This window comes from Streptomyces tamarix (assembly GCF_032423885.1).
GTDB lineage: Bacteria > Actinomycetota > Actinomycetes > Streptomycetales > Streptomycetaceae > Streptomyces > Streptomyces tamarix.
In genome coordinates this window covers 411236-426125 of the sequence record NZ_JAWCTQ010000001.1, presented here as the reverse complement: position 1 = coordinate 426125, position 14890 = coordinate 411236, and the positions used below count along the sequence as shown (strand labels likewise).

Below are 14890 nucleotides of genomic sequence, written 5' to 3'. Positions count from 1 at the left end.
GGAGCCTCGATGATCAAGGTCGTACGGGGTAACCCGACCCCCGAGGAGCTCGCCGCCGCCCTGGCGGTGGTCAGGGCGCGCGCCGCGGCGACGGCCGCCGCCGAAGCCGCGGGCGCGCCGTCCCGGACCCCGGGCGCCTGGTCGGCGCCCGTGCGCGTCGCGCGCGGCCTGCCGCCGGTCCCGGGGCCCCGGTCCTGGTCGCGGAGTTACTGGCCGGCGTAGCGGCGGCGGCCCGGCCCGTTCGCGGGGGCCCGCCTGAGTACGCGTACTCAGGCGGGACGCGCCCGGGGTCCGCAGGATCGAGGGATGCTGTGGTCCGACCCCGAGAACGAGCCGCCCGAGGAGATGCGGGCCACGCAGGCCATGCTGCGGCGGGCCGGCGTCCTGCTGGCCCTGGCGATGTTCGTGGCGATGCTCGCCGCGGGCCTGCGCTGACCGCCCCGCCCGCCCCGGGCCGGCCGCCGGAGCCCCTCCCCCGGGGCGCGGCGCTGCATACGATGGCGGCATGAGTGCTCAGCGTCGTGTCGTTCTCGCCTCCGCGTCCCCCGCCCGCCTCGGCCTGCTGCGTCAGGCCGGGTTCTCGCCCGAGGTCGTCGTCAGCGGCTTCGACGAGAGCAAGGTGACCGCCCCGACCCCCGCCGAGCTGGCCCTGGCCCTCGCCGAGGCGAAGGCGTCCCTGGTGGCGGCCCGTCCGGAGGTGTCCGGCGCGCTGGTGATCGGCTGCGACTCGGTGCTGGAGCTGGACGGCCGGGCGCTCGGCAAGCCCGCCGACGCCGAGGAGGCCGTCGCCCGCTGGAAGTCGATGCGCGGTCGCGTCGGCGTCCTCCAGACCGGCCACTGCGTCCACGACACGGCGGCGAAGCGGTACGCCTCCGCGACCGCGTCCACGCTGGTCCGCTTCGGCGACCCGACGGACGAGGAGGTCGCCGCGTACGTCGCCAGCGGCGAACCGCTCCACGTGGCGGGCGCCTTCACGCTCGACGGGCGCTCGGCGCCGTTCATCGACGGCATCGACGGCGACCCGGGCAACGTCATCGGCCTGTCGCTGCCGCTGCTGCGCCGCCTCCTGCGCCGGCTGGACGTGGCCGTCACCGACCTGTGGGCGTAGGGCGGGGCCTGGGGGCGCGGGGCGGGGCGCGTCACGCGGAGTGCGGCGCCTGACCGGCCGGGCCGCCGGGCCGGTCGTCGGTTGCCGTACCGGCCGGGCGGTCGTCGGGCCAGTCGTCGGGCCGGTCGGCGATCGCCGTACCGGTGGGGCGGTCGTCGGTCGCCGTACCGGCCGGGTCCCGCGGCCCTTCGTACGCGACGAGGGAGAGCACCACCAGCCCCATGGCCGCCATCAGCCACGCGAAGGCCGCCCAGCCGACGAGGCCGACCGCCACGGCGCCCAGCACCGCGTGGGTGACCGCGCAGGTGACGAGCAGGACGCGGCCCCACCGACCGGGCGCCGCGCGGCGGACACCCGTGCGGAGCAGCACGGCCCCGCACAGCGCGAGGTACGCGCCGAGGACGCCGCCCGCCACCCACGTACCGGTGATCATCGCGTCCGGGTCGAGGCCCGCCAGGGACATCCGCTGGTTCGACAGGACCGCCGCGAGCACGCCGTGCAGCAGCACGGCGCCCACCGCCTCGGCGAGCAGTACGGCGCCCGCCGTCAGTGCCACCGGTCTGCCGGTCATCACGGGCGCCCCCTGCCTGTTACCAGCGGTACGGATGTCAACGCGCAGGCTACTCACGGGTAAACCCCCGGGCAAGGGTCAGCGTGCCGCGGCAAAGAATCGTTCGCCCATTCGTAGGGACTCCACAAAGAAACGGGACACCCCGCTGGCCTCCAGAACAGAGACCTTGACCACACCCCGGGGCTACTGTGCTGTCAGGAAACCCCACGTACCAAGGCGGGGCAAGGGGGTTTCGAAGTCTGAGCGAGCCGCGTATCACGCTCCGTGTGGGCAACCTCACGACTGGGGAACAGTCGAAACGACGTGTCGGCAGTCCCTAAACTCAGCGTGTTTTGGGAATGGAGGGAGCCATCGTGCGCAAGGTGCTCATCGCCAACCGTGGCGAAATCGCTGTCCGTGTCGCCCGTGCCTGCCGGGACGCCGGGATCGCGAGCGTAGCCGTCTACGCCGATCCGGACCGGGACGCCCTGCACGTCCGTGCGGCGGACGAGGCGTTCGCCCTGGGCGGTGACACCCCGGCGGCCAGCTATCTGGACATCGCGAAGGTGCTTCAGGCGGCCAAGGACTCGGGGGCCGACGCCGTCCACCCGGGTTACGGCTTCCTGTCGGAGAACGCGGAGTTCGCCCAGGCCGTCATCGACGCCGGACTCATCTGGATCGGCCCGCCGCCGCAGGCGATCCGCGACCTCGGCGACAAGGTGGCGGCCCGTCACATCGCCCAGCGCGCCGGCGCGCCGCTGGTGGCCGGTACGTCCGACCCGGTCTCCGGCGCGGACGAGGTCGTCGCGTTCGCCCGGGAGCACGGGCTGCCCATCGCCATCAAGGCGGCATTCGGCGGCGGCGGTCGCGGCCTGAAGGTGGCCCGCACCCTCGAAGAGGTCCCCGAGCTGTACGACTCCGCGGTCCGCGAGGCCGTCGCGGCGTTCGGCCGCGGCGAGTGCTTCGTGGAGCGGTACCTGGACCGGCCGCGGCACGTGGAGACCCAGTGCCTGGCCGACAAGCACGGCAACGTCGTCGTCGTCTCCACCCGCGACTGCTCGCTCCAGCGGCGCCACCAGAAGCTGGTGGAAGAGGCCCCGGCGCCGTTCCTCACCGAGGAGCAGAACGCCGAGCTGTACCGGGCGTCGAAGGCCATCCTGAAGGAGGCCGGCTACGTCGGCGCGGGCACGGTCGAGTTCCTGGTCGGCAACGACGGCACGATCTCCTTCCTGGAGGTCAACACCCGCCTCCAGGTCGAGCACCCGGTGACCGAGGAGGTCACCGGCCTCGACCTCGTACGGGAGATGTTCCGCATCGCGGACGGCGAGGAGCTGGGGTACGGCGACCCGGAGGTGCGCGGCCACTCCTTCGAGTTCCGCATCAACGGCGAGGACCCGGGCCGCAACTTCCTGCCCGCGCCGGGCACGGTCACCACGTTCGCCCCGCCGTCCGGTCCGGGTGTCCGGCTGGACGCGGGCGTGGAGTCCGGCAGCGTCATCGGCCCCGCCTGGGACTCCCTGCTGGCCAAGCTGATCGTGTCGGGCGCGACCCGGCAGCAGGCACTGGAGCGGGCACGGCGCGCGCTGGCCGAGTTCCAGGTGGAGGGCATGGCCACGGCCATCCCGTTCCACCGCGCGGTCGTCGCGGACCCGGCGTTCGCCCCGGCGGAAGGCCCGTTCAAGATCCACACGCGTTGGATCGAGACGGAGTTCGTCAACGAGATCAAGCCGTTCGCCGCCCCCGCCGACACCGAGGCGGACGACGAGGAGACGGGCCGCGAGACGGTCGTCGTCGAGGTCGGCGGCAAGCGCCTGGAGGTGTCCCTGCCGTCGACGCTCGGCATGAGCCTGGCCCGTACCGGCCTGGCCGCGGGTGCCCGCCCGAAGCGGCGCGCGAAGCGGAAGGCCGCGTCGGCCGCGTCCGGCGACACGCTGACCTCCCCGATGCAGGGCACCATCGTGAAGGTGGCCGTCGAAGAGGGCCAGGAGGTCAAGGAGGGCGACCTGATCGTCGTCCTGGAGGCCATGAAGATGGAACAGCCGCTGAACGCGCACCGCGCGGGCACGGTGAAGGGCCTGAACGCGGAGGTCGGCGCGTCCGTCACCTCGGGCGCGGCGATCTGCGAGATCAAGGACTGATTTCTCAGGCTCGTTGCGCCTCCGGGGCGCACCCCCTTTTTTGAGGCTCGTTCCGCCTCCGGGGCGCTGAAAGCGGGTGTCGGGAGGGCGAACATGCTCAGCGCTTCGCGCCTGCGCGTGATCGCCCTCCCGACACCCGCGCGCCCCTTCGGCTCCACGAGCGGCCCAAGGGGGCACCCGCCCCCTCCCGGCCCGCAGGGGTCTCTGGTCCTACGAGTGGTGCGCCCCCTTCGGCCTCACGGGCCGACCACGGGGCGCCCGAGACCGTCCCCTCCCCGGCCCACAGGATCCTCCGGCCCCACGAGTGGGGCGCTCGGCCCCACGAGCGGTCCACCGGCGCACCCCCCTCCCGACCTACACGGCCCTCCGGTCCCACGAGCCGCCCGCCCTCCCCGACGGCCGGGGGAGGGGCGGTCAGTGGCGCTTGCGGCGCTTCAGGAGCAGCCGGGGAAGGGCCGCCGGTACCGGTACGCGGGTCGTCGCCGGCGTCGGCAGCGGCACCGCCGCCAGGGAGTCCTGCGGCAGGTCGGTGACGGCCTCGCGGGGCGTCAGCCGCAGCACCCGGCACTCGCGCGCCCACCGCTCGGTCATGGTCTCCGCGTCGGGGGCGTTGAGCCGCTTGCCCTTCAGCTCGTCGACCGCCGCCCGCCACTCCTCCGAGCCGGGCGCCTGCTCGCCGACCACCGCCGTCCAGGCGACGACCCGGCCGCCCTTGTCCTTGCTGCGCACGGTGACCTCGGCGGTGGCGCCGTCGACGAGACCGGACGGCAGCGGCTGCTCCCCGGGACCGTCGCCGACGACGTGCGCGGCGCCCTCGTGCCACACGTGCCACAGCGCCCGCGCCGGCCCGTCGCCGCGCACCCAGATGAGGCCGGACTTCTTGGTGGCCTCCTCGACGAGGGCGCGGGCGAGCAGCGAGTCGTCAGTCATGCCCGCAGCTTAGCCAGCGGGCAGGGACCCCTACAGCCAGCCGTTGCGCTTCAGGGTGCGGTGGATCGCGAAGCAGGTGCCGATGATCGCGGTCAGCACCATCGGGTAGCCGTACTTCCACTGGAGCTCCGGCATGTGGTCGAAGTTCATGCCGTACACGCCGCACACCGCCGTCGGCACGGCGATGATCGCCGCCCATGAGGTGATCTTGCGCATGTCCTCGTTCTGCGCGACCGTCGCCTGCGCGAGATTGGCCTGGAGGATGGAGTTCAGCAGCTCGTCGAAGCCCACGACCTGCTCCTGCACCCGGGCCAGGTGGTCGGCGACGTCCCGGAAGTACTTCTGGATGTCCGGGTCGACCAGCCGCATCGGCCGCTCGCTCAGCAGTTGCAGCGGTCGCGTCAGCGGAGTCACGGCCCGCTTGAACTCCAGCACCTCGCGCTTCAGCTGGTAGATCCGGCCCGTGTCCGTACCGCGCGTGCCGCCCTTCGCCGGGGGCGAGAAGACGTCGATCTCGATCTGGTCGATGTCGATCTCCACGGCGTCCGCGACCGCGATGTACCCGTCCACGACGTGGTCGGCAATGGCGTGCAGCACCGCCGAGGGCCCCTTCGCCAGCAGCTCCGGCTCCGACTCCAGCCGGTGCCGCAGGTTGCGCAGCGACCCCTGCCCGCCGTGCCGGACGGTGATGACGAAGTCCCGGCCGGTGAAGCACATCACCTCACCGGTCTCCACGACCTCGCTCGTCGCGGTCAGTTCGGCGTGCTCCACGTAGTGGATCGTCTTGAAGACCGTGAACAGCGTGTCGTCGTACCGCTCCAGCTTCGGCCGCTGATGGGCGTGGACCGCGTCCTCCACGGCCAGCGGGTGCAGCCCGAACTCGGCGGCGATGCCCGCGAATTCGGCCTCCGTCGGCTCGTGCAGACCGATCCACGCGAAGCCGCCGCCCTCCCGCACGCGCCGCATCGCCTCGCGCGGCGTCAGGCAGCCGTCGCCCTCCAGCCGCCGCCCGTCGCGGTACACGGCGCAGTCGACGACGGCGGTCGAGGCGGACGGGTCGCGGGTCGGGTCGTAGGCGTTGTACGGCTGGTACGGCGACGCGCTGCGCTTGCGCAGCGACGGACGTACGGCGGCACGCAGGTCACGGATCATCGACATGGCGGGCTCCTTCACGCAAGAAGCCGTCAGCGAGGCGTGGCACAGCCCGGAATGGGGACGTGGCGTTGCTTACGTCCGCAAATCGGGCGGCACCGCGGATCGCGGGACGGAAGTTCGCGGTTCGCGGTTCGCTACAGACAGACAGGGGCGACGTGCTCTTCCGTCGTGCGCGGTGCCCGGCGTGCGGAAAACGGGCGGAAACGCCTCAGACGCCCGTACGGAGGGTCGTACGAGAGGCGGAACGCGCGCGGTGGGGGCGTGGCGGGAGCTGCCCGCGCGGCGCGGAAGAGCGGCTGGTACTGCACGGTCGACTTCGATCCACCGCAGCCCCACCTCCTCCGGCCGGTCCCCCGTGGGGGATGACGTGTCGTCGGGACCGGAAAGCACTCCACCGGCTGTCGCTGGGGGGCGGAGGAACCTCCGCCGCGTGCTGTCCCGACCAGCGGCCCACCCTATCAGCCGACTGACGGTCAATCCCTTTCCTTGCCCGTTCGATGCGCGCTTTATGCTCGCCGCATGGAAAAAGTTCTCGCGCTCGTCGAGGCGCGGCTCCGCTCGGCGCTCGGCGAACCGGACGCGCGGGCTTCCGTCACCTTCCTCGGCACGGACCGCGTCGAGGTGCTGCGCTTCACCGTCACCGGTGACGGCGACGGCCGCCCGGTCGTGCGGTACGCCACGCTCGGCATGTCGGCGCGGCCCATGACCGACCCGACGGACCTGGTGGCCGACCCGGTGCGCGGCCCGCGCGCGGAACTGCTCCTCACCGTGCGGGCCGGGCTCGCCGACACCGACAAGGTGCTCCGCCCGCTCGCCGTGCTGGCCGCCTCGCCGCAGGTCGAGGGGGTCGTCGTGGCGCCGGGCGCGTCCCTGGACGTGGGGGAGCCGCTGTGGCCGGGCGCGCCGTTCACGTCCGTGCTCGTCGGGGAGTCCGGCGGGCTGGTGCCGGACCTGGAGCTGGACGGCGGGATGGACCCGGTGCGGTTCCTGCCGCTGCTGCCGATGACGCCCAACGAGGCGGCGTGGAAGCGGGTGCACGGCGCGCGGGCGCTGGAGGAGCGCTGGCTGGGCGCCGGGACCGACCTGCGGGACCCGCGGCGGGCGTCGGTCGGCCTCGACTGAGCCGGAGCCGCCCGCCCCGCGCGCACGGGACGGGCGGCGGCGCGTCGTGCGCCGGCGGTTCCGGAAGGCCGCTCCGCCCCGCGCGCAGGGGACGGGGTCCCGGCCGGCGGAGAACCCGGTGGCGGTGACGCGCCCCGTCCCGCGCGTACGGGACGGGGTCGGCGTGGGCGGGCGGCGTCCGGCCCGCCCCGCCGCGCGCGCCGCACGCACGGGGCGGGGCGGGGCGGCACACCGGACGGGTGATCGTCCTTGACGCGGCGGCGGAGGCGGAGGACCGTTGAACGCTATGAGGGGCGAACCCAGTTGCCCGAAGTGCGGAGGCCGGGTCCGGGCACCCGGTCTCTTCTCCGACCGCTGGCAGTGCGCCGCGCACGGCCCGGTGCACCCGCTGCAACCCGTGGTGCCCCCCAGCCTGGAGGCGCTGCACGTCGCCGTGAACCGGGCGCGGGTCCCCGTCTGGATGCCGTGGCCGCTGCCCGTCGGCTGGCTGTACACGGGCGTCGCGTACGCCGGTGACGACCGCAGCGGCGGTCGCGCCACCGCCGTCGCCTGCTCCGGGCCCGGGCCGCTCGGCGGCGTGGGCGAGCTGCTGCTGGTCGCCGAGGAGCTCGGCGTGGGGCTCGGCGCCCGGTACGCCGGGCTGGACGGCCCCGACCCGGGCCCGCACCTCTGCGTCGACAAGGCGCCGCACGCCAAGGTCCTCGCCGGCGGCCGGCTGACGCCGCTGTGGCACGTGGGCGGCGTCCCCGAGGGACGGGCCGTCTTCGCGGGCGAGGCGCGCGGGCTGTGGCTGTGGGCGATCGCCTGGCCGGAGCACTCCGGGCTGCTGCTCTACGACGAACTGGTCCTCACCGACCTGCGCGAGGCGGGGCCCGAGGTCGACATGGTGCCCTGCGGGGCGCTCTCCCCGCGCCTGCTGGCCTGACGGGCGGCCCCGGCCGGCGGTTCGTTCGTCCGGGCATGGTGTGTTTGGGGGGCGGTTATCCTTGGGTGTCCCCTGTCCGCAGCGAGCCCTGGAGTCTGTGCCGTGCGCATCGACCTGCACACCCACTCCACGGCGTCGGACGGTACGGACACCCCCGCCGACCTGGTGCGCGGCGCCGCCGCGGCCGGTCTCGACGTGGTCGCGCTGACCGACCACGACACGACGCGGGGCCACGCCGAGGCGCTGGCGGCGCTCCCCGAGGGGCTGACGCTGGTGACCGGCGCCGAGCTGTCCTGTCGGGCCGACGGGACCGGCGTCCACATGCTGGCGTACCTCTTCGACCCGGACGAGCCCGAGCTGGCGCGGGAGCGCGAGCTGGTGCGCGACGACCGGGTGCCGCGGGCCCGCGCGATGGTCGGCAGGCTCCAGGAGCTGGGCGTGCCGGTCACCTGGGAGCGGGTCGCCGCCATCGCGGGCGACGGCTCCGTGGGCCGCCCCCACATAGCCGAGGCCCTGGTCGAGCTGGGCGTCGTACCGGACGTGTCCGCGGCGTTCACGCCCGAGTGGCTCGCGGACGGCGGGCGCGCGTACGTGGAGAAGCACGAGCTGGACCCGTTCACGGCGGTCCGCCTGGTCAAGGCGGCCGGTGGCGTGACCGTCCTCGCGCACCCCGCCGCGGCCAAGCGCGGCCGCACGCTGCCCGACTCCGTGATCGCCGACCTCGCCGCGCACGGGCTCGACGGCGTCGAGGTCGACCACATGGACCACGACGGGCCGGCCCGCGCCCGGCTGCGCGGACTGGCCGGCGAGCTCGGGCTGCTGACCACCGGCTCCAGCGACTACCACGGCAGCCGCAAGACCTGCCGTCTCGGCGACTTCACCACCGACCCGGAGATCTACGGCGAGATCACGCGCCGGGCGACCGGCGCGTTCCCCGTGCCGGGCACGGGCGGACGCCCGTAACCGGACCGCCGCTCCACCTCCCGTCCTACGGCCCTTCGCCCCCACGGCCGCGCCGTACGACGTCCCGCCCGGCACCCCGCCGCGCGGCCCGCTGTGTACCACCCCTCTCCTGCAAGGCCTCACCGTGTTCGACGTCGCCGTCTTCGGCTCCCTCTTCCTGACCCTCTTCGTCATCATGGATCCCCCCGGGATCACCCCGATCTTCCTCGCCCTGACCTCCGGGCGGGCCACCAAGGTGCAGCGCCGGATGGCCTGGCAGGCCGTCGCCGTCGCCTTCGGCGTGATCACCGTGTTCGGCATCCTGGGCCAGCAGATCCTGGCCTACCTGCACGTCTCCGTGCCCGCGCTGATGATCGCGGGCGGGCTGCTCCTGCTGCTCATCGCGCTCGACCTGCTCACCGGCAAGACCGACGAACCCAAGCAGACCAAGGACGTCAACGTCGCCCTCGTCCCGCTCGGGATGCCGCTGCTCGCGGGGCCCGGCGCGATCGTCTCCGTGATCCTCGCCGTGCAGCACGCGGACGACGTGAGCGGGCAGGTGTCCGTGTGGTCGGCGATCGTCGCGATGCACGTGGTGCTGTGGCTGACCCTGCGGTACTCGCTGGTGATCATCCGGGTGATCAAGGACGGCGGCGTGGTGCTGGTGACCCGGCTCGCCGGCATGATGCTCTCCGCGATCGCCGTGCAGCAGATCATCAATGGTGTGACGCAGACGATCCAGGCCGCCTGACCGGCCCGCCCCGACCCGCGACCGCGCCCCCGTACGAACCGTATGGGGGCGCGGTGCTTCGCTTCTCGTTCGCTTCTCGCATCGCGAACGCTACGACGCGGCGGCTTCCGCCGGGCGGATGTAGAGCCGCTGGCCGATCGCGGCGGCCTGCTGCACGATGCGGGTGACGGAGGCGGCGTCCACGACGGTGCTGTCCACGGCGGTGCCGTCGACGTCGTCGAGTCGCATGATCTCGAAGCGCAAAGCTTCTCCCTTCGTCGGACTGGTGTTGTTACACCTGCAACGATGTACAGCCGTTAAAACATTCCCTACGCTAAGGAAATTTTTTGATCGGCTAAATATGGGTGGCTGGCGATCCGGTCGTCCGAGGCGGACAATGAGGCCCCTATGAACGACGAGGACATCGCCCAGCGCCTGGAGCGCACCAATGAGCTCCTGCGACGCATGCTGGTCGAGGTCGCCAAGACCCCCTCGACCCACGCCATCTTCGTCGACGCCGGTTACGTCTATGCTTCCGCCGGGTTGCTGGTCGCGGGCACCGAGGACCGGCGCTCCTTCGACCTCGACGCCGAGGGCCTCATCGACGCCTTCATCGACACCGCCCGCACGATCTTCGCGGACAGCAGGCTGCTGCGCGTCTACTGGTACGACGGCGCCCGCCGCCGCATCCACACCACCGAGCAGCAGGCCATCGCCGAGCTCCCGGACGTGAAGGTCCGCCTCGGCAACCTCAACGCCAACAACCAGCAGAAGGGCGTCGACTCCCTGATCCGCTCCGACCTGGAGTCCCTCGCCCGCCACCGCGCGATCAGCGACGCCGCGCTCGTCGGCGGCGACGAGGACCTGGTCTCCGCCGTGGAGGCCGCGCAGGGGTACGGGGCCCGGGTCCACCTGTGGGGCATCGAGTCCGCGGAGGGCCGCAACCAGGCCGAGGCGCTGCTGTGGGAGGTCGACAGCTCCCGCGTCTTCGACCTGGACTTCTGCCGCCCGTACCTCACCCGGCGGCCCGTGACGACGTACGAGAACGAGGGCGAGCCGCCGCCGTCGCGCGACGAGGTGCGGTTCGTGGGCGCGCAGGTCGCCGCGGCGTGGCTGGCGGAGCGGGGCGCCGACGCGCTGGCCGAGCTGCTGCCCGGCCGCCCGTACCTGCCCGGCCCCGTCGACCAGGACCTCCTGGTGGAGGCCGAACGGCTGCTGAGCCGTTCCCTGCGCGGCCACGCCGTGCTGCGGCGCGCGCTGCGGGACGGCTTCTGGCAGCAGCTTCAGTCGCGGTTCTGAACCGGGTGGGCGTCCCAGAACGCCGCCACCGCCGCCGCCGTCTCGACGGGCCGGTCGGTGTTGGGGGAGTGCTCGGCACCCCCGATCCGCGTGCGGCGCGCGCCCAGCCGCTCCGCCATCGCGTCCAGCAGGGGCACCGGCCAGGTGTCGTCCCGTTCGCCCGACACGACGTGCACGGGCAGCGGCGGGTCCAGCGCGGCCAGCTCGGCGACGCGGTCCGGTTCGGTGGCGAGCTGCCGGCCCGTCGCGAGGAGCTGCGCGGGGTTGTGGCGCAGCCAGCGGCGGCGGAGGTCCTCGCGGTCGCCGCGCAGCGGGTCGCCGGCGTCCTCCGGAGGGCCCAGGGCGCGCATCGCCTGCCACACCTGGTCCATGTCCATGAGGCGCAGCGCGTCGCCCAGCAGCTTGATCTTCTCCCGCTGCTCCGGGGCGACCTCGGCGGGGCCGGACGACACCAGGGTGAGCGTACGGAACGGCGCCGGGTCCTCCAGGGCCGCGGCCCGCGCGATCTGCCCGCCCAGCGAGTGGCCCAGGAGGTGGACCCGCTCCCCGCCCCCGACGGCCTCGGCCTGCGCCAGCACGTCCAGCGCCAGCTCGCGGCGCGCGTACGCCTCCTGGTCGCTCGGCCCGGAGGTCTCGTACTGCCCCCGCCCGTCGACGGCGACGACCCGGTACCCGGCGCCGACGAGGGGCTCCAGCATGGCGATGAAGTCCTCCTTGCTGCCCGTGTACCCGGGCAGCAGCAGGGCGGTGCCCCTGGCCGCCCCCGAGGGCGCGGCGTCCAGCACGGCGAAGGCGCCCCGCGCCGTCCGCAGCGGACGGGGCCGGGCGCAGGGGGGCGGGACGAAGGTGGGCGGCCGACTCATGCCCCGAGGCTAGCGGCCCGGGGGCCGGCGCGCGGTCCCGCCCGGGCCCCGGCGCCTCCGGACGGCCGACGGCCCCGAGCCCTGCCCCACGGGACCGGCGCGGTGGCGGCCGGGTACGCGGAAGGCCCCGCCACCCGGAGGTGACGGGGCCTTGAGGCCGGGGTCTCACGCGTCGGCGGACACGGCGGCCTTCGTGGTGCGGCGGCGCCTCGGCTTGGCCTCGGACGCCTGCTCCGGGACCGCCACGGCGTCGGCGGACGCGACGGCCTTGCGGGTCCGGCGGCGCGGTGCGGCCTCGGCTTCGGCCGCCTCCGCCGGGGCGTCGGCCGCCTCGGCGGCCTTGCGCGTGCGGCGGCGGGGCTTGGCCTCCGCCTCGGGCGCCGGACCCTCCGCGGTCTCCACGACCTCGACGGCCTTCGCCGACGGCTCGACCTCGGGCGCAGGGGCCGCCTGCGCGGCCGTCTCCGCCGTGAGCGTCGCGCCCGCGCGGGTGCGACGGCGGCGGCGGGGGGTGCGGCGCTCGGCCGGGGCCTCGCCGCCCTCCACCGCCTCGGCGGCGGGCGCCTGCGGCGCGGCGGTGCCGGCGGCCTCGTCCAGGGGCGTGCCGCCGCGCGTACGGCGGCGCTGCCGCGGCGTACGGGTGCGCTCGGCGGGCTCCGGGCGCTCCTCCTCGCGACGCCGGCCGCGCGGCTTGCGCCCGCCCGGCTCGCCCAGGTCCTCCAGGACCTCCGCGTCCAGCCCGGCCCGGGTCCGCTCGGCGCGCGGCAGGACGCCCTTGGTGCCCTCGGGGATGTCCAGCTCGGCGAAGAGGTGCGGGGACGTGGAGTACGTCTCGACCGGATCGTGGAAGTCCAGCTCCAGCGCCTTGTTGATCAGCTGCCAGCGCGGGATGTCGTCCCAGTCGACCAGGGTGATCGCCGTACCGTGTGCCCCGGCGCGGCCCGTGCGGCCCACGCGGTGGAGGTACGTCTTCTCGTCCTCCGGCGTCTGGTAGTTGATCACGTGCGTGACGCCCTCGACGTCGATGCCGCGCGCGGCCACGTCGGTGCAGACCAGCACGTCGACCTTGCCGTTGCGGAAGGCGCGCAGCGCCTGCTCGCGGGCGCCCTGGCCCAGGTCGCCGTGGACGGCGCCGGATGCGAAGCCGCGCCGCTCCAGCTGCTCGGCGATGTCGGCCGCCGTGCGCTTCGTACGGCAGAAGATCATCGCCAGTCCGCGGCCGCGGGCCTGGAGGATGCGGGCGACCATCTCCGGCTTGTCCATGGAGTGCGCGCGGTAGACGTGCTGCTTGATGTTGGCGACGGTCGCGCCCTCGTCGTCCGGCGCGGTGGCGCGGATGTGCGTGGGCTGCGTCATGTAGCGGCGGGCCAGGCCGATGACCGCGCCCGGCATGGTCGCCGAGAACAGCATGGTCTGGCGCTTCGCCGGAAGCATGTTGATGATCTTCTCGACGTCGGGCAGGAAGCCCAGGTCGAGCATCTCGTCCGCCTCGTCCAGCACGAGCGTGCGGATGTGCGACAGGTCCAGCTTCTTCTGCCCGGCCAGGTCGAGCAGGCGGCCCGGCGTGCCGACGACCACGTCGACACCCTTCTGCAGGGCCTCGACCTGGGGCTCGTAGGCGCGGCCGCCGTAGATCGCCAGGACGCGGACGTTGCGGACCTTGCCGGCGGTGAGCAGGTCGTTGGTGACCTGCGTGCACAGCTCTCGGGTCGGCACGACGACGAGGGCCTGCGGCGCCTCCGTCAGCTGGTCGGGGCGGGCCCGGCCCGCCTCGACGTCGGCGGGGACGGTGACGCGCTCCACCAGGGGGAGGCCGAAACCGAGGGTCTTGCCCGTGCCGGTCTTGGCCTGGCCGATGACGTCCGTCCCGGACATGGCGACCGGGAGGGTCATCTCCTGGATCGGGAACGGCGTGACGATGCCGACGGCCTCCAGGGCCTCGGCGGTCTCGGGGAGGATCCCGAGCTCTCGGAAAGTCGTAGGCTGCGTAGTCAGGGTGTTGCCTCTTCTGTGAGACGCGGCATGAGGCGAACGCTGGGGGTCTTACCGCGCCGGATCACTCTCCGGCCGCGGACCGCGAGGTCGCAGCCGGGTGGAGCGGGACCACTGCCGTCGCTCGAGCGTCATACCGCTGAGGGCCCCTCATGTGCGAGAACGCACCGAGGGCTGTCGGGTCGGAGCCGATCGGGCCACCGACCGGGCATCCTCATTCATGAAACGGCCCCCCGAGCACATGCGGAAGGTGTCCGCATACTCGACGGGCTCAATACCACTGTACCCCGGAATCGTGCAGGCGTGTTGGGGCAATTCACAAGGAGGGGGAGGTCACACTCGTTGATCAGGGCCTTACCGGGTGCGGCCGGCGGGCTATTGTGCGCTCCATGGAGACGCCTGACAACGCCGCTGCCGCCGAAGAACCGACCGGGATCGCCGCCCTCGACTGGGCCGGGGCCTCCGCCGACCCGCAGTACCGCGCGGCCGTCGTGGACCTGCTCGGCGCGCTCGCCTACGGGGAGCTGGCGGCCTTCGAGCGGCTCGCGGAGGACGCGAAGCTCGCCCCGACGCTCGCCGACAAGGCGGAGCTGGCGAAGATGGCGTCCGCCGAGTTCCACCACTTCGAGCAGTTGCGCGACCGGCTGGCCGCGATCGACGCGGAGCCGACCGGCGCGATGGAGCCCTTCGCGAAGGCACTGGACGACTTCCACCGCCAGACGGCGCCGTCGGACTGGCTGGAGGGCCTCGTCAAGGCGTACGTCGGCGACTCGATCGCCAGCGACTTCTACCGGGAGGTCGCCGTCCGGCTCGACTCCGACACGCGCGCGCTGGTGCTGGCCGTGCTGGACGACACCGGGCACGGGAACTTCGCCGTGGAGAAGGTGCGCGCCGCGATCGAGGCGGACCCGCGCGTGGGCGGCCGGCTCGCGCTGTGGGCGCGGCGGCTGATGGGCGAGGCCCTGTCGCAGGCCCAGCGCGTCGTGGCGGAGCGGGACGCGCTGTCGACGATGCTGGTCGGCGGGGTCGCGGACGGGTTCGACCTGGCGGCGGTCGGGGAGATGTTCTCGCGGATCACCAAGGCGCACACGAAGCGCATGGCGGCCCTGGGTCTCGCGGCCTAGCCGCGGACGTCG

Annotated in this window: 16 protein-coding genes; 10 read left to right on the top strand and 6 right to left on the bottom strand. The window is 73.8% G+C overall.

Features of this window, described 5'->3' with window-relative positions:
• Positions 1–9 precede the first annotated feature (9 nt).
• The 3 genes from RND61_RS01885 to RND61_RS01875 all read left to right on the top strand — a co-directional run bounded on the left by RND61_RS01885 (position 10) and on the right by RND61_RS01875 (position 1108).
• Positions 10–222 (top strand): acyl-CoA carboxylase epsilon subunit, encoded by a 213-nt coding sequence (locus RND61_RS01885; RefSeq protein WP_315875833.1) that lies wholly within the window; start codon positions 10–12, stop codon positions 220–222.
• Positions 223–306: 84 nt separating this feature from the next.
• The gene (mmpB, locus tag RND61_RS01880; RefSeq protein ID WP_315875832.1) at positions 307–435 is read left to right on the top strand and encodes a morphogenic membrane protein MmpB; all 129 of its coding nucleotides are present in this window, start codon (positions 307–309) and stop codon (positions 433–435) included.
• A 70-nt stretch (positions 436–505) separates the two neighbouring features.
• Positions 506–1108, top strand: a complete 603-nt coding sequence (locus RND61_RS01875) for a nucleoside triphosphate pyrophosphatase (protein ID WP_315875831.1) — start codon at positions 506–508, stop codon at positions 1106–1108.
• A 31-nt stretch (positions 1109–1139) separates the two neighbouring features.
• Here RND61_RS01875 and RND61_RS01870 read toward each other — a convergent pair whose 3' ends face one another.
• The gene (locus RND61_RS01870) at positions 1140–1679 is read right to left on the bottom strand and encodes a hypothetical protein (protein ID WP_315875830.1); all 540 of its coding nucleotides are present in this window, start codon (positions 1677–1679) and stop codon (positions 1140–1142) included.
• A gap of 353 nt (positions 1680–2032) precedes the next feature.
• Here RND61_RS01870 and RND61_RS01865 point away from each other — a divergent pair, with 353 nt between their 5' ends.
• A complete protein-coding gene (locus RND61_RS01865) occupies positions 2033–3796 on the top strand; it encodes an acetyl/propionyl/methylcrotonyl-CoA carboxylase subunit alpha (protein WP_315875829.1) in 1764 nt (587 codons plus the stop codon).
• Between the two features lie 414 nt (positions 3797–4210).
• Here RND61_RS01865 and RND61_RS01860 read toward each other — a convergent pair whose 3' ends face one another.
• Entirely contained in the window at positions 4211–4726 is a 516-nt protein-coding gene (locus RND61_RS01860) for a hypothetical protein (RefSeq protein ID WP_315875828.1), read from the bottom strand.
• A 30-nt stretch (positions 4727–4756) separates the two neighbouring features.
• Complete coding sequence (locus RND61_RS01855) at positions 4757–5884, bottom strand: magnesium and cobalt transport protein CorA (protein ID WP_315875827.1); 1128 nt, start codon at positions 5882–5884, stop codon at positions 4757–4759.
• Positions 5885–6400: 516 nt separating this feature from the next.
• Between RND61_RS01855 and RND61_RS01850 the strand changes: the two genes are divergently transcribed.
• The 4 genes from RND61_RS01850 to RND61_RS01835 all read left to right on the top strand — a co-directional run bounded on the left by RND61_RS01850 (position 6401) and on the right by RND61_RS01835 (position 9621).
• Positions 6401–7003 (top strand): suppressor of fused domain protein, encoded by a 603-nt coding sequence (locus RND61_RS01850; RefSeq protein ID WP_315875826.1) that lies wholly within the window; start codon positions 6401–6403, stop codon positions 7001–7003.
• Between the two features lie 286 nt (positions 7004–7289).
• Entirely contained in the window at positions 7290–7928 is a 639-nt protein-coding gene (locus RND61_RS01845; RefSeq protein ID WP_315875825.1) for a DUF6758 family protein, read from the top strand.
• Positions 7929–8030: 102 nt separating this feature from the next.
• Positions 8031–8891 carry a PHP domain-containing protein gene (locus RND61_RS01840; protein WP_315875824.1) on the top strand — a complete coding sequence of 287 codons (861 nt, stop codon included), beginning with the start codon at positions 8031–8033 and terminating at the stop codon, positions 8889–8891.
• 124 nt (positions 8892–9015) lie between these two features.
• Positions 9016–9621 carry a MarC family protein gene (locus RND61_RS01835; RefSeq protein WP_315875823.1) on the top strand — a complete coding sequence of 202 codons (606 nt, stop codon included), beginning with the start codon at positions 9016–9018 and terminating at the stop codon, positions 9619–9621.
• A gap of 90 nt (positions 9622–9711) precedes the next feature.
• Here RND61_RS01835 and RND61_RS01830 read toward each other — a convergent pair whose 3' ends face one another.
• Positions 9712–9864, bottom strand: coding sequence for a hypothetical protein (locus RND61_RS01830; protein ID WP_315875822.1), 153 nt, complete (start codon positions 9862–9864; stop codon positions 9712–9714).
• A 144-nt stretch (positions 9865–10008) separates the two neighbouring features.
• Between RND61_RS01830 and RND61_RS01825 the strand changes: the two genes are divergently transcribed.
• Entirely contained in the window at positions 10009–10899 is an 891-nt protein-coding gene (locus tag RND61_RS01825) for an NYN domain-containing protein (protein WP_315875821.1), read from the top strand.
• Here RND61_RS01825 and RND61_RS01820 read toward each other — a convergent pair.
• Both RND61_RS01820 and RND61_RS01815 read right to left on the bottom strand, forming a co-directional pair.
• Positions 10884–11762 (bottom strand): alpha/beta fold hydrolase, encoded by an 879-nt coding sequence (locus RND61_RS01820; protein WP_315875820.1) that lies wholly within the window; start codon positions 11760–11762, stop codon positions 10884–10886. The two genes, RND61_RS01825 and RND61_RS01820, sit on opposite strands and share 16 nt — an antisense overlap.
• Positions 11763–11927: 165 nt before the next feature.
• Positions 11928–13655, bottom strand: a complete 1728-nt coding sequence (locus RND61_RS01815) for a DEAD/DEAH box helicase (RefSeq protein ID WP_315875819.1) — start codon at positions 13653–13655, stop codon at positions 11928–11930.
• A 488-nt stretch (positions 13656–14143) separates the two neighbouring features.
• Between RND61_RS01815 and RND61_RS01810 the strand changes: the two genes are divergently transcribed.
• Positions 14144–14878: a ferritin-like fold-containing protein gene (locus RND61_RS01810; protein ID WP_315875818.1), complete on the top strand. Its 735-nt coding sequence runs from the start codon at positions 14144–14146 to the stop codon at positions 14876–14878.
• The last annotated feature ends 12 nt before the right edge of the window (positions 14879–14890 follow it).